A 13,375-nucleotide genomic window follows, 5' to 3' on the forward strand; every position below is an offset into this window, starting at 1 on the left:
ACGGCGGGCCGCGCCTCCCGCACCACCGGCCGAGCAGACGAGCAGACGCAGCAGCAGGAGGCAGGGCATGGGCCCGCGTACACAGGACGACGACGAGCAGGGCGGGAACGGAGTGGACATCGCGGTGCCCGGCCCGTGCCACACCGACGAGCACTCGGCCGCCGCCGGACCCGACGGGCCCGCGCTCCACGACTCCGAGGCTCCCACGGCCACCGGCGCAAGGCCTTGCGAGGCCACCGGCGCAAAGCCTTCCAAGGCAACCGGTTCCGAGTCTTCCGAGGCGACCGGCTCCGAGGAGTCCGCTCCCCACGCCCGCGACGAACGCGTCACCGCCGTACGGCGCGTCGCCGCTGCCGGTCGGCGCTGGCGGTCCTTTCAAGTCGGCGGCTCCGCCGTGTTGTTGGCGATGGCCCTGACCGGTGGTGCGATCGCCGTCGGTGCGGACCGGGCACCCGTGTCCGGTCCGGCGGCATCCAGTGCCGTGGACCCCGGGGTCCTGGGCAACGGCACTCTGGACGCGAGCATCGCCGCGATCCAGGCGCACCTGCGTACCCAGCCCAAGGACTCCGGCAGCTGGGCCACACTCGGTCTCGCCTATGTCGAGCAGGCCCGGACCAAGGGGGACCCCTCCCGGTATCCCCAGGCGGACAAGGCGCTGAGCCGCTCCCTGACGCTGGCCCCGGACAACGATCAGGCCCTGGCCGGCCGCGCCGCCCTGGCCGCCGCACGGCACCACTTCGCGGACGCGCTGACCTACGCGGACCAGGCCCTGCGGCAGAACCCGTACAGCGAGCGCGCGCTGTCCTCCCGTATCGACGCCCTGGTCGAACTCGGCCGGTACGCCGAGGCGTCGCAGGCCGCCGAGACCGCGGACGCCCGCAAGCCGGGCGTCCCGGTCTTCACGCGGTACGCGTACGTGCACGAGCTGCGCGGAGACGTGGCCACCGCCCGCCGGGTCCTCCAGCAGGCGCTGTCCGGCGCCACCTCGCCCGGCGACGTCGCCTACGTGGCCACCCAGCTCGGCCAACTCGCCTGGAACCAGGGCGACTACAAGACCGCCCTCACCTACTACGCCCGTGCCCTCGCCGCCGACGACACATATCTTCCCGCGCTGGAGGGCCGGGCCCGGGCGCAGGCCGCGAGCGGTGAGCGCGCCGCGGCGATCAGGGGCATGGAGGCGGTGGTGTCCCGCTGTCCGCTGCCGGGCCCGCTCGTCGAACTGGGCGAGCTGTACGAGGCCCGGGGCGCGGCCGGCGACCGGGCCAGGGCGCGGCGGCAGTACGACCTGGTGAACGCCTGGACCGCGCTGGCCCGGGCCAACGGTGTGAACGCCGACCTGGACACCGCGCTGGCCGCCGCCGACCACGGCGACAGGGCGGCGGCCCTGCGCGCGGCCCGCGCCGAATGGGCCCGCCGGCACACCGTGCACACCGCTGACGCGCTCGCCTGGGCCCTGCACGTCAACGGCTGTGACCAGGAGGCCCTTTCGTACGCCCGGCAGGCCACGGCAACCGGCTACCGCAACGCCGTCTTCCGCTACCACCGCGGCATGATCGAGCTGGCCACCGGCCACCGCGCGGCCGGCCGCGCCTCGCTGGCCTCGGCCCTCGAGCTGAACCCCGGCTTCTCCCCCCTGGGCGCGGCCCAGGCCCGTACGGCGCTGGAGGCCGCGAAGTGAGGCTGCGGCTGCCGTTCGTCCTCGGCGCCGTGTGCGCCCTCGTGCTCCTGGCCGCCACCGGCGCGAGCGCGCATCCCCTCGGCAACTTCACGGTCAACCGGTACGACGGCCTGGTCGTCGCGCCGGGGCAGCTGCGGATCGACCATGCCGAGGACCTGGCCGAGATACCGGCGACCCAGGCCGAACCGGACATCGAGCGGCTGGGCATGACGCGCTGGGCCCGGCAGCGCTGCGAGCGGGCCGCCCGGGGCAGCGAGGTGACCGTGGCCGGGCGCCGGGTCCCTCTCACCGTGCGGGACGCCACGGCGGCCCTGCGCCCGGGCCAGGCAGGTCTGCACACCGTGCGCGTGGAGTGCCGCTGGACCGCTCCTCTCCCCCGGGCCGCCTCGGTCGCCCTCGGCTTCCGGGCCGCGACGAACTGGTCCGGTCCCGGCTGGCGGGAGATCACCGCACGCGGGGACCGTACGACGCTCACCGGGTCGGACGTGCCGACGACATCCGTCTCGCACGAACTCACCACCTACCCCAAGGACTTGCTGTCCTCACCGGCCGACACCTCCACCGCGTCCCTGCACGTGCGTCCCGGCGGCCTCGCCCTCGCCCGGGAGCGTCAGGACGGCCCGGCCGCCGCCCTGCTGCCCCGCGGCGCCGACCGCTGGACGCAGGACCTGAACGGCCTGGTGGCCCGCCACGATCTCACCCTCGGCTTCGCCGCCCTCGCGCTGCTCGTCGCGGTCGTCCTCGGTGCCCTGCACGCCCTCGCGCCGGGGCACGGCAAGACCCTGATGGCGGCCACGGCGGTGGCGCGCGGCGGGCGGGCCCGGCTCCGTGACGTCCTGCCGCTGGCGGCGTCCGTCACCGTCACCCACACCCTCGGCGTCGTCGCCCTGGGCCTGCTCGTCACCGCCGGCTCCGCCGCCACGCCGTCGGTGATCGCCTGGCTGGGCCTGGCGAGCGGCGCCCTGGTCCTGGCGGCGGGCGCGAACCTCGTACGGCGGGCATGGCGCAACCGGCCCCGCGCTCACCCGCACTCCTCTCGGCACGACCACACGCACGACCACACGCACGACCACACCCACGACCACAAGCACCACCACACGCACGAACACGCCCTGACGCACACCCATGGCGGGCACACCCACACCCACCCCACCGCGCCCACGCTCCGTGGCACCGTCCTGCTCGGCTTCGCCGGCGGGCTCGTGCCGAGTCCGTCCGCCGTGGTCGTGCTCGTCGGTGCGTCGGCGCTGGGCAAGGCCTGGTTCGGGCTGCTGCTCGTGGTGGCGTACGGCGCCGGGCTCGCGCTGACGCTCACCGCGGCCGGCTTCGCCGTGGTCCGGCTGGGTTCGGGGGCGACCCGGGTGCTGACGCGGCGCCCGCGCTGGAGCGCACACCCGCTGGCCACGCTGGTGCGCCGGGCCCTGCCGCTCGCGTCCGCGCTCACCGTCCTGGCCCTGGGGGCCGGATTGGTGCTCAGGGGGGCCGCATCCGCCCTCGGCTGAGCTACGTTTGTGGAGGAATCACGCGACATGCCTGGGGGCGCCCGTGTCCGGAGAACCGGGCCGCGACCGTGTGATCGCGGGCCGCTACCGTCTGCTGTCCCCGCTGGGCGAGGGGGGCATGGGCACCGTCTGGCGGGCCCGCGACGAGGTCCTGCACCGGGAGGTGGCCGTCAAGGAGGTGCGCGCCCCGGCCGGGCTGCCCGCCTTCGACGTCGAGCGGATGTACGCACGCCTGGAGCGGGAGGCGTGGGCGGCGGCCCGGGTCACGAACCGCAACGTGGTCACGGTGTACGACGTGGCGCTGGAAGGAGGCCGCCCGTGGATCGTGATGGAGCTGGTGCGCGGGCTGTCACTCGCCGACCAGTTGGAGGCGCAGGGCCCGATGCCGGCGCAGCGGGCCGCGTACATCGGGGCCGAGGTGCTGTCCGCGCTGCGGGCCGCACACGCCGCCGGGGTGCTGCACCGCGATGTCAAGCCGGCCAACGTACTGCTGGCGAACGACGGCCGGGTGGTGCTCACCGACTTCGGGATCGCCTCGGTCGAGGGCAGCTCGGCGATCACCATGACCGGCGAGGTGGTCGGCTCGCCCGAATTCCTCGCTCCGGAACGGGCGTTGGGGCAGACTCCGGGCCCCGCGTCGGACCTGTGGTCGCTGGGCGTGCTGCTGTACGCGGCCGTCGAGGGCGTCTCCCCGTTCCGGTACGACACCCCGCTCGGCACGCTGCGTGCCGTGGTGGACGAGGAGTTGCCGCCGGCGCGCCGGGCCGGACCGCTCGCTCCCGTCATCGAGGGGCTGCTGCGCAAGGACCCCGCCGAGCGGCTGGACGCCGAACGGGCGGAGCGGGAGCTGCGGATCGTCGCGGCCGGCGGTGCCCCCTCCGGGGAAGGCGCGCCCCGCGCGGACACTCAGCCGTGGCGGTCCGCGTACGCCGCGCAGGTCGCGGGCCAGGAGCCGTGGTCGCCCCGACCACCGTCCGCCACGCCGCCGCTGCCGCAGCCCGCCGGCCCTGCGTCCGATCCCGCCTCCACCCGCTCCGACCCTCCCGGGCGCGGGCGCGGGGCCGTGGTGGCGCTGGTGGCGGGCCTGCTCGCGCTCGTGCTCGCGCTGGCGGGGCTGACGTACGCGCTGATGCACCGCACCAGCGGGAACGACCAGGCGGGGGGCGGTCCGAGCACCGCGAAGACGTCCTCCCACCCGCCCCGCGACGCCACCGACTCGGGCACCGGAAGCCCGTCGGCCTCACAGAGCAGTACGTCGTCCTCGACCCGGCCCGCCCAGTCGGTGCAGGTCACCCTGACCGGAGCAAACACGGCGTACTCCGGGCCCTGTCCGCCGCCGAGTGCGCGGGCGCCCGCGTTCACGGCGACGTTCACGGTGGGGCGGGTACCGGCGCAGGTGGAGTACCGGTGGGTGCTCACGCACGGGTCGGTGGCGGACCCCGGCTGGCAGACGCTGTCGTTCGCGGCCGATGACGCCCGGACGCAGCGGGTACGGGTGACCGTGAGCGCCTACCCGGGAAGCACCGGCAGCGCGACGGTCGGGAACGCGATCAGCGTCGAGGTGCGCGCCCCGGTGCGGACGGCGTCGGATCCGGTGCCGTTCTCGGTGACCTGTACGACGCCGACGGAGACCCCGTCGGGCGGGGCCTCCGCTTCGGCGTCGGGCTCGCCGGGAAGTTCACCCTGACGGGCGAGCCCGTACGGGTTACGCGTTGTTCGTGAACACGGGCAGGTAGCCGCCGGAGTGGCCGGCCGCGGTGGGGTGGTACGACTCGCTGATGTCGAGCCAGTTCACGCTGTGCAGCCACGAGTCGCCGGAGCAGATCTCGTGGGTGGAGAAGGCGGAGCGGATGTCGGCGAAGACGAAGCCGTGGGCCGCGGCGCGCTGCTGGATGGCCGCGTCCATGTAGTCGGCCGCGCCGTTGATCGCGGACCGCTTGGTGTCGGAGAGCCCGAGGCAGGTCTGGCCGAGCAGGTAGAAGCGGGGGTAGCTGAGCACGACCACCCGGGCGCCCGGGGCCTTGGCGCTGATCGCGTTGTAGACGTTGTCGAGCTTGCCGGGGAGCGTGGAGTCGACGTACGCCTTGGCGGTGTTGATCCGGCTGATGCAGTCGCTGTCGGACTGCAGCACACAGGTCGTCATGACGTCGGAGAATCCGGCGTCGTTGCCGCCGATGGTGAGGGACACCAGCGAGGTGCTGGAGCTGAGCGAGCCGAGCTGGTTGCTGATCACGTCGTCCGTGGTGGCGCCCGAGCAGGCGTTGAAGGCGAACGACGACGGGGAGTGGGCGGCGTTCCACAGGTACGGGTACGCGTTGGTGCTGCGGTCGCAGCTACCGCTCGAGCTGATGTAGCTGCCGGCTCCCACTCCGGAGGAGTAGGAGTCACCGAGCGCCACATAACCGCCCGTTGCTGCTGTCGAGGCCTGTGCCGTGGCGGCTCCGCCGATTCCGAGGCCGACGGCGAGGAGGAGTGAGGTCACATATCCGGTAAGTCTGAAACGACTCATGGTCCCTCCCTATAGCAGGATCTCTGCCTACAACTGTGGTAACTCCTACGCGCGTTGACCGGAAGTGTCCATGCCAAGACTTTTTGAAGCCTGAACCAGATCAACCGGAGAATTTCACCGACACGCGTCTTGCGTGCTCATGTCAAACGTGTTGACAGCCGGTCAACTCGCCCCGGGTCGTCGTCTTGACGCCCCGCCCCGGCCTGCGCCACATTGAAGCCCGACATCCGGCGCGTCGGGGTCAAATCGGGGGGCACGGTCGCCAATGCAGACCTTACGCATCAAGTCACGTTCATCGGGCGGCAGTACGCAGGACACCGACGGGGCACGGCCGGGGCCGAGGGGGGCCCTGTCTCCACTGCTCGCGGGGGCCGCGACGGCCGTCGCGGCAACCGGCGCCCTGCTCGCCCTGCTCGACTCCACCTCACCGCTGCGTGGCCCGTGCACGCTGTTCTTCCTGCTCGCCGCGCCGGCCGGGGCGCTCGCCGCGGCACTGCGCGGGCTGGATCCGTTCGGCCGCACGCTCGCCGCACTTGCGGGTGCCGTCGTCCTGGACATGCTGATTGCCCAAGGCATGCTGGCCGTGCACCGCTGGTCGGTCCGCGGCGGAGTGATCGCCGTGACCACGCTCAGCCTGCTGCTGCTCGTATCGGTCCTCGTAAAAGAAAAAGCCAGTTCGAGGAAACGAACACAAGAGTGAACAACGCAGGCCAAAGTTGCGTAACGGCCAAACCAACAAAAATGTGAGGCAGCCTCTCAGGTCTTGCCTTTCGGGTTCAATCGTCAATACCGTCGTACATCTCACCCGCACCGGCACGTCGGCACACGGCTCCAGGGGAGGGCTCAGGGCCGCGGCGTCACCGGCGCGGGGCGCGGTAGGGGGGTGCCGTGCTCGGTGACCGCAATTGTCCCCGAGTCGTGCCGCGCGACCGGCTGCCGTTTTTCCCGGGCAGACCGGCCAGCTTTGCCAGCTCATCGGTGTGCACGGAGATCAATTCACCGTGCCGAAGATGAGAACCCCCCTTTCGAACCGGATACACAACGGGGCCGCCCGGGGGTGGGCGGTCCACCGGACGAGAGGGAAAAGAGATCCATGAGTTCTGTTCTGCGCCCGCTGAGTTCGGGGCAAGATCCGTCGATCGCCGCACACTACCGGCCGATCTCCTCTCATCTTGCGATCACTCCGCCGGTGAGCGTGGTGATTCCTGCCATGAATGAGGCGGAGAATCTGCCCTACGTCTTCAAGACCCTTCCGGACTGGATACACGAAGTCGTTCTGGTGGACGGCAATTCCACGGACGACACGGTCGAGGTGGCCCGGTCCCTGTGGCCCGGTGTCAAGGTCGTCGAACAGCGGGGCAAGGGCAAAGGGGATGCCCTGATCACCGGGTTCGAGGCGTGCGGCGGCGACATCATCGTGATGGTCGACGCGGACGGCTCGGCCGACGGCGGGGAGATCGTGTCGTACGTCTCCGCGCTCGTCTCCGGCGCCGACTTCGCCAAGGGCTCGCGCTTCGCCAACGGCGGCGGCACCGACGACATGACCTTCATCCGCAAGCTGGGCAACCGGGCGCTGTGCGCCGTGGTCAACCGCAAATTCGGAGCGCGCTACACCGACCTGTGCTACGGCTACAACGCCTTCTGGCGGCACTGCCTCGACAAGATCGACCTCGACTGCACCGGCTTCGAGGTCGAGACGCTGATGAACATCAGAGTGGTCAAGGCGGGTCTGAAGGTCCAGGAGATCCCGAGCCACGAGTACCTCCGCATCCACGGCACCAGCAATCTGCGCGCCGTACGGGACGGTATCCGGGTGCTCAAGGTCATCCTCGGGGAACGTTCCAACCGGCGTGAACTGCGCCGCCAGGAACACCACTCGCCGATGCTCGACGCGGTCCGGGGAGAGCTGTCTTGAGAGATCCCGGCATCTCCGCCGTGATCTGCGTGTACACCGAGGACCGCTGGGAGGACATCCTCGCGGCGGTCTCCTCGGTGCGCGCGCAGTCGTATCCGGCGCTGGAGACACTCCTGGTCGTGGACCACAACCCGGCCCTCAAGGACCGGCTGGCCCGTGAGTACAGGGCGGCCGAGGACGTCCGGGTGCTGCCCAACGCGGGCCCGCGCGGACTGTCCGCAGGGCGCAACACCGGCATCGCCGCCTCCCACGGCGACGTGATCGCCTTCCTGGACGACGACGCCGTGGCCGAACGCGACTGGCTGCGCCGCTTCGCCGAGGGGTACGCCGACCCGCGCGTCATGGCGGTCGGCGGGCGTACGGTGCCCGTCTGGGCGTCGGGCCGGCGGCCGGCCTGGTTCCCGGAGGAGTTCGACTGGGTGGTGGGCTGCACCTACAAGGGGCTGCCGCCGGGCCGGGTCCGGGTCCGCAACGTCCTCGGCGGAAACGCCTCGTTCCGGCGTACGGCGTTCGACGCGGCGGGCGGCTTCGCGACCGGTATCGGCCGCGACGGCGACCGGCGTCCACTGGGCTGCGAGGAGACGGAGCTGTGCATCCGCCTCACCCGCGCCCGCCCCGACGCGGTCCTGCTCATCGACGACCGCGCGGTCATCCACCACCGGGTGCCCGCGCCCCGCGAGCACTTCGCCTACTTCCGCACCCGCGCCTACGCCGAGGGCCTGTCCAAGGCGCTGGTCGCCCGCAGCGTCGGCGCCGGCAAGGGCCTGGAGTCCGAACGCCGGTACACCACAAGGGTGTTGCCGGCCGGAGTCGCCCGTGGCCTGCGGGACGCCCTGCTGGCCCGCCCGGGCGGCGCGGGCCGCGCGGCCGCCATCGTCGCCGGGGTACTCACCGCGGCGGGCGGCTACGCGGTGGGCACCGTACGAGCACGCCGGGGCGGCGCCGCGTTCTCGGTGACCCGGATCGAGGAGAGCACGACACCGTCTCGAACCGGGGGAACCACCGCACAACAACCCGAGGAGACGGGGGCCTTCCCGGTCAAGGAGGCAGGGGCCGCCCCGGCCGAGGAGGCCGGGACTGTCGCCGCAGGGCAGGCTCAGGCGCGTGGGGCCCTTGGAGTTGAGGAGGTCGGCCATGAATGACGCTGCCGTGCCCATACTCATGTACCACTCCGTCGCCGCCGCCCCCAACGACGCCACCCGTGCCCTGTCCGTCGCGCCTGAGGCGTTCGCCGAGCAGATGGCGCTCATCGGCGACCTGGGCCTGACCCCGCTCAGCACCGCCGAACTGGCGCAGCGCTGGCGCGGTGGCCGCCCACTGCCCGCCCGGCCGGTGCTGATCACCTTCGACGACGGCTACGAGGGCGTGCACCGGCACGCCCTGCCCGTGCTCGCCAAGCACGGCTTCCCGGCCACGCTGTTCGTCTCCACCGGCTGGATCAGGGGCAGCTACGACACCGGAGGCGGCCTGGACGCCATGCTCGACTGGCCACAGGTGCGCGACCTGGCCGCCGCCGGGGTCGAGATCGGCGGGCACAGCCACACCCACCCGCAGCTCGACCAGCTCGGCGACGACGCGCTGCACGGCGAGCTGGACCGCTGCACCGAGATCCTGGACGACGAACTCGGGGCCCGGCCCGCGTCGTTCGCCTACCCGTACGGCTACTCCAGCCGCCGGGTCCGCCGGGCCGTGCGGGCGAGCGGCTACGCCCAGGCGCTCGCCGTCGGCAACGCCCTCGCCCGCCGCCGCCAGGGGCCGTACGCGCTCGAGCGGGTCACGGTCCGGCGTACCACGGGTGCCGAGGAGTTCGAGCGGCTGCTCCAGGGCCGTGCCGTCGCCCGTACCTTCGCCGGGGACCGCGCCCTCACCAAGGGGTACGCCCTCGTCCGCAGAGCCCGTCAGCTTCACCAGGTCCGCCGGAAGGCCAGCCGTTCCCGTGTCTGACACGACCACCACCACCGAGGCCACGACGACCGACACCGCGGCGCCCGGCAGGTCCGGGCGCCGCCTGCGGCTGCCCGGGACGGGCCGGTCCTCCGGCGGCAGCCCCCTGTTCCGCAACGCCTACGCGCTGATGCTCAACACCGGCATCTCCGCCGTCCTGGGGCTCGGCTTCTGGCTGGCCGCGGCCCGCTACTACTCCGAGTCGGCGGTCGGGCAGGGCTCGGCCGCCATCGCCGCGATGAAGTTCCTCGCCGGACTGACCGCGGTCACCCTGACCGGCGCCCTGGCCCGTTTCATCCCGGTGTCCGGCAAACGCACCGGCACACTCGTCTTCCGTACCTACGCGGGCAGTTCCCTGCTGGTGGCGCTCGCGGCAGCGGTCTTCCTGCTGACCCTGAACACCTGGGGACCGTCCTACCGCTTCCTGCACGGCACCCTCAACGGTCTCGGCTTCGTCGTGGCCGTCGTCGCCTGGAACCTGCTCACCCTGCAGGACGGTGTGCTGACCGGGCTGCGCAGCGCGACCTGGGTACCGGTCGGCAACACCGTGTTCTCGGCCGTGAAGCTCGCCCTGCTCGTCGCCCTCGCCGTCGCCGTCCCGACCGCCGGTGTCTTCGTCTCCTGGGTGGCCGCGATCGCCACCTCGGTGGTGCCGCTGGGCTGGCTGGTGTTCCGGCGGCTGGTGCCCCGGCACGTCAGGGCGACCGAGGGCCGCGCGCAGCCGCCCACGCTGAAGCAGGTCGGCAGGTTCCTGGCCGGGGACTACACCGGCTCGCTGTTCTCGCTCGCGGTGATCTACCTCGTTCCGGTGATCGTCGCCGCGCAGGTCAGCTCCGCAGAGAACGCGTACTTCTACATCGCCACCACCATCGGCGGTACGACCGACCTCCTCGCCATCAACATGGGCGCGTCCCTCACGGTCGAGGGCTCGCACGACCCCGGACGCCTGGCCGCCCACACCCGCGCCGCGCTGCGCCGGATGGCCCGGATCATGCTGCCGATCGCGGCCCTGCTGATCATCGGCGCGCCCTGGATCCTGGGTGTGTTCGGCGCGGGCTATGCGCAGGCGGCGACGCCGCTGCTGCGCTGGCTGGCGGTCGGTTCGGTGCTGCGGGTCGTGATCGAGACGTACTTCGCGGTACTGCGCGCGCGCAGCCGCACCGCCGGACTCGCCCTGTTCCAGGGCCTGTTGTGCGCACTGGTGCTGGGCCTGACCCTGCTGCTGCTGCCGCGGACGGGGCTGACCGGCGCGGGCGTCGCCGAGGCCGGCAGTCTCGCGGTGATCGCCGCGATCGCCGCGCCGCGGCTGTGGAGGACGCTGCGGACCGCGCCCGACGCCGTGCCCGACACGGCGGCACCCGACGGGGACCTCGCCGACCTGGGGGCCCGTGAGGTTCCGGCCGCCGCTGTGACGCCTCGTCGGCGCAGCCCGGCCTGGGCGCTGGACTCCGACACCCTCGCTCTCGGCATCCACGTCGACTTCGACCATGTGGAGCGCCGCCCGGACGTCCGCCCGGGACCCGGCACTCCGCCCGCCGGTACGCCGCTGCCGCCACGCGGCCTCCCCGTCGAAGAACGGGAACCGGGCGGCGAGGCCTCCCTCGGCCCGGCCGAGGCGGCACTGCTGCGGGAGGCGGCGGCCGAGGTCGACGCGCCGTTCGCGGCGCAGGAGCTGGACGCGTCCTTCGTACGGGCCGACGCGCCCTGGGCGCAGGCCGCCCCGGAGCCCGCCGTGCCGAACGAGGCCCCGGCCGAGGAGCCGCCGGCCCCTGTGCCGCTGCGCCAACGGCTGCTGCCCACCCGTTCCGGCGTCGTCCTCGGCTGTCTGCTGATCGCCGCGCTGCTGCTGTACTGGGTGCCCGCGCTGCGGCTCGGCGAGGCCGACCTGGACCGGATGGGCGGGCTCGGCCTGGTCTCCGTACTGCCGTTGCCGACCCTGGCCGGGGCCGGGCTGCTGGTCACGGTCTTCGCCGCGCTGCTGTGGCTGCGCCGCGAGCACCGGGCGCTGCTGCTGCTCACCCTGCTCGCGACCGTGGTGTCCCTGCACGCGCTGCCCGCCGTGATCGAGACCGAGCCGCGGTTCCCGACGGCCTGGCAGCATCTGGGCTTTCTCGACTACATCGACCGCACCGGCTCCGCCGTACCGGACCTGGACGCCCGCTGGAGCTGGCCCGGTTTCTTCGCGGTGGCCGCGTTCGTCGGCCGGGCCTGCGGGCTCACCGACTTCACCGAGGTCATCCGCTGGTGGCCGACGGCCATCCAACTCGCCTACCTGGCACCGATGTTCCTGCTCACCCGCTCACTGCGGGCGAGCTGGCGGGCGAAGTGGACCGGCGTCTGGCTGTTCGTGCTGTGCGGCTGGGTCGGCCAGGACTACTTCTCACCACAGGGCTTCACCTACCTGCTGTACCTGATGTTCGTGGCGATCCTGCTGGTCTGGTTCCGCCCGCCGCGGGTGGTCTGGTCGCGGCTGCGTCCGGGCGAGGCCGAGGTGGCTCCGGCCGACCGGCGGCAGCGGTCCGTCCTGCTGCTGGTGTTGATCGGCCTGTACGCGGCGAGCGTGCCCGCGCACCAGCTCACCCCGTTCGTCATGCTCGGTGTGCTCACGGTCCTCGTCCTGCTCGGCCGGTCCGAACTGCGCGGCCTGCCCCTGCTGTTCGCCGTCGTGGTCGCGGTGTGGGTCGGGTTCATGGCCGAGCCGTACTGGTCCGGGCACTTCAACGACCTGTTCGGCGGGGTCGGTGGCATCGGCAGCAATGTCTCGACGTCCGTCTCCGGCCGGATCCAGGGCGGCAGTTCCACGCACAAGCTGGTGCTGTACGTCCGTGTGCTGCTGGCCGGCTCGGTGCTGGCGTTCGCCTGCTGGGGCTGGTGGCGCCGGCGCTCGAACCACTACCGCGAACGCTCGCTGCTGGTGCTGACCTTCGTGCCGTTCCTGGGCTTCGGCATGCAGTCGTACGGCGGTGAGATGGCGCTGCGCGTCTTCATGTTCGCGGTGCCGGGCGCGGCCCTGCTCGGCGCCCTCGCCCTCTTCCCGCGCGCCGGCGCCACCGCGAAGGAACGCGAGAAGGACCGGCTGAGCCTCGCCCCGGTGGCCGCACTGCTCGCGGGGCTGCTGCTGATGGGCGGCTTCCTGGTGGCCCGCTGGGGCAACGAGACGTTCGAGCGGACCCGGCCCGGCGAGGTCGCGGCGATGAACTGGGTGTACGCCCACGACAGGCCGACGCTGCGGCTGCTGTGGCCGACCCAGGACACGGTCAACGACGTGACCCCGGCGATGCCGTGGGGCGCGAAGGACATGGAGCGGGTGAACTATGTGCCGACCCTGGCGCCGGTCGACCCGGTGCTGGTGTCGGGCCTGGTCAAGGCGCTCAAGGACGCCGGCCCGAACTCGTATCTGATGATCAACCGCAGTCAGGTGACCTATCTGCAGCTGGACGCGGGCTACTCCCCGGTCTGGGAGAAGCGGCTGATCGAGAATCTGGACGGCCGGAAGGAGCTGACGAAGGCCTACGTCAACGACGACGTCACCGTGTACGCGTTGCGCAAGCGGCCGGCGGGCGCGGTGCCGCAGCCGCACCCCGGGCCGATCGGGCCGCAGGTGACCTGGACTCCGTGGTCGGTGGTCGGCGCGCTGGCCGCCGCCGTCCTGGTCCTGCTGCTGGCCGCCCGGGAGGTCGCCCGGGTCGCCCTGCGGCCCGGGGTGCGTCAACTGCGCCTGCTGCAGGGCACGTTCTGGTTCGCACTGCCGCTGCTGGCGGTGGTGCTGGCCTCGCTGGTGCAGCGGTTCCTGACAATGAAGTGAGGTCGGCGGTACGAGGGGGTGG

General features: G+C 72.5%; 9 protein-coding genes. 8 read left to right on the forward strand and 1 reads right to left on the reverse strand.

What is annotated here, in order from left to right; genetic code table 11:
• Positions 1 to 67 precede the first annotated feature (67 nt).
• From GQF42_RS11345 to GQF42_RS11355, 3 genes are read left to right on the forward strand one after another with little or no spacing between them, the layout of a single operon-like run.
• Complete coding sequence (locus tag GQF42_RS11345) at positions 68 to 1,678, forward strand: tetratricopeptide repeat protein (RefSeq protein ID WP_233273323.1); 1,611 nt, start codon at positions 68 to 70, stop codon at positions 1,676 to 1,678.
• A complete protein-coding gene (locus GQF42_RS11350) occupies positions 1,675 to 3,180 on the forward strand; it encodes a nickel transporter (RefSeq protein WP_158919508.1) in 1,506 nt (501 codons plus the stop codon). Before GQF42_RS11345 ends, GQF42_RS11350 begins: the two co-directional genes overlap by 4 nt.
• Positions 3,181 to 3,223: 43 nt before the next feature.
• Positions 3,224 to 4,867 carry a serine/threonine-protein kinase gene (locus GQF42_RS11355; RefSeq protein ID WP_158919509.1) on the forward strand — a complete coding sequence of 548 codons (1,644 nt, stop codon included), beginning with the start codon at positions 3,224 to 3,226 and terminating at the stop codon, positions 4,865 to 4,867.
• An 18-nt stretch (positions 4,868 to 4,885) separates the two neighbouring features.
• Here the strand turns inward: GQF42_RS11355 and GQF42_RS11360 are convergent, their stop codons facing one another.
• Positions 4,886 to 5,689, reverse strand: coding sequence for an SGNH/GDSL hydrolase family protein (locus tag GQF42_RS11360; RefSeq protein ID WP_158919510.1), 804 nt, complete (start codon positions 5,687 to 5,689; stop codon positions 4,886 to 4,888).
• Positions 5,690 to 5,954: 265 nt separating this feature from the next.
• Between GQF42_RS11360 and GQF42_RS11365 the strand changes: the two genes are divergently transcribed.
• The 5 genes from GQF42_RS11365 (at position 5,955) to GQF42_RS11385 (ending at position 13,353) form a co-directional block, all read left to right on the forward strand.
• On the forward strand, positions 5,955 to 6,389 hold the full coding sequence (locus GQF42_RS11365; protein ID WP_233273324.1) for a hypothetical protein: 435 nt from the start codon (positions 5,955 to 5,957) through the stop codon (positions 6,387 to 6,389).
• A 393-nt stretch (positions 6,390 to 6,782) separates the two neighbouring features.
• On the forward strand, positions 6,783 to 7,604 hold the full coding sequence (locus tag GQF42_RS11370) for a glycosyltransferase family 2 protein (protein ID WP_158919511.1): 822 nt from the start codon (positions 6,783 to 6,785) through the stop codon (positions 7,602 to 7,604).
• Positions 7,601 to 8,746, forward strand: coding sequence for a glycosyltransferase family 2 protein (locus GQF42_RS11375; protein ID WP_158919512.1), 1,146 nt, complete (start codon positions 7,601 to 7,603; stop codon positions 8,744 to 8,746). Before GQF42_RS11370 ends, GQF42_RS11375 begins: the two co-directional genes overlap by 4 nt.
• Positions 8,739 to 9,548 (forward strand): polysaccharide deacetylase family protein, encoded by an 810-nt coding sequence (locus tag GQF42_RS11380; protein ID WP_199272647.1) that lies wholly within the window; start codon positions 8,739 to 8,741, stop codon positions 9,546 to 9,548. Before GQF42_RS11375 ends, GQF42_RS11380 begins: the two co-directional genes overlap by 8 nt.
• The gene (locus GQF42_RS11385) at positions 9,541 to 13,353 is read left to right on the forward strand and encodes a lipopolysaccharide biosynthesis protein (protein ID WP_158919513.1); all 3,813 of its coding nucleotides are present in this window, start codon (positions 9,541 to 9,543) and stop codon (positions 13,351 to 13,353) included. Before GQF42_RS11380 ends, GQF42_RS11385 begins: the two co-directional genes overlap by 8 nt.
• Positions 13,354 to 13,375 lie beyond the last annotated feature (22 nt).

The sequence above is a fragment of the Streptomyces broussonetiae genome (assembly GCF_009796285.1).
Lineage (GTDB): Bacteria > Actinomycetota > Actinomycetes > Streptomycetales > Streptomycetaceae > Streptomyces > Streptomyces broussonetiae.

Coding starts and splice junctions, on each gene's coding strand:
- GQF42_RS11380 (WP_199272647.1), top strand. CDS start 8,739: ATGAATGACGCTGCCGTGCCCATACTCATGTACCACTCCGTCGCCGCC.
- GQF42_RS11365 (WP_233273324.1), top strand. CDS start 5,955: ATGCAGACCTTACGCATCAAGTCACGTTCATCGGGCGGCAGTACGCAG.
- GQF42_RS11370 (WP_158919511.1), top strand. CDS start 6,783: ATGAGTTCTGTTCTGCGCCCGCTGAGTTCGGGGCAAGATCCGTCGATC.
- GQF42_RS11345 (WP_233273323.1), top strand. CDS start 68: ATGGGCCCGCGTACACAGGACGACGACGAGCAGGGCGGGAACGGAGTG.
- GQF42_RS11360 (WP_158919510.1), bottom strand. CDS start 5,689: ATGAGTCGTTTCAGACTTACCGGATATGTGACCTCACTCCTCCTCGCC.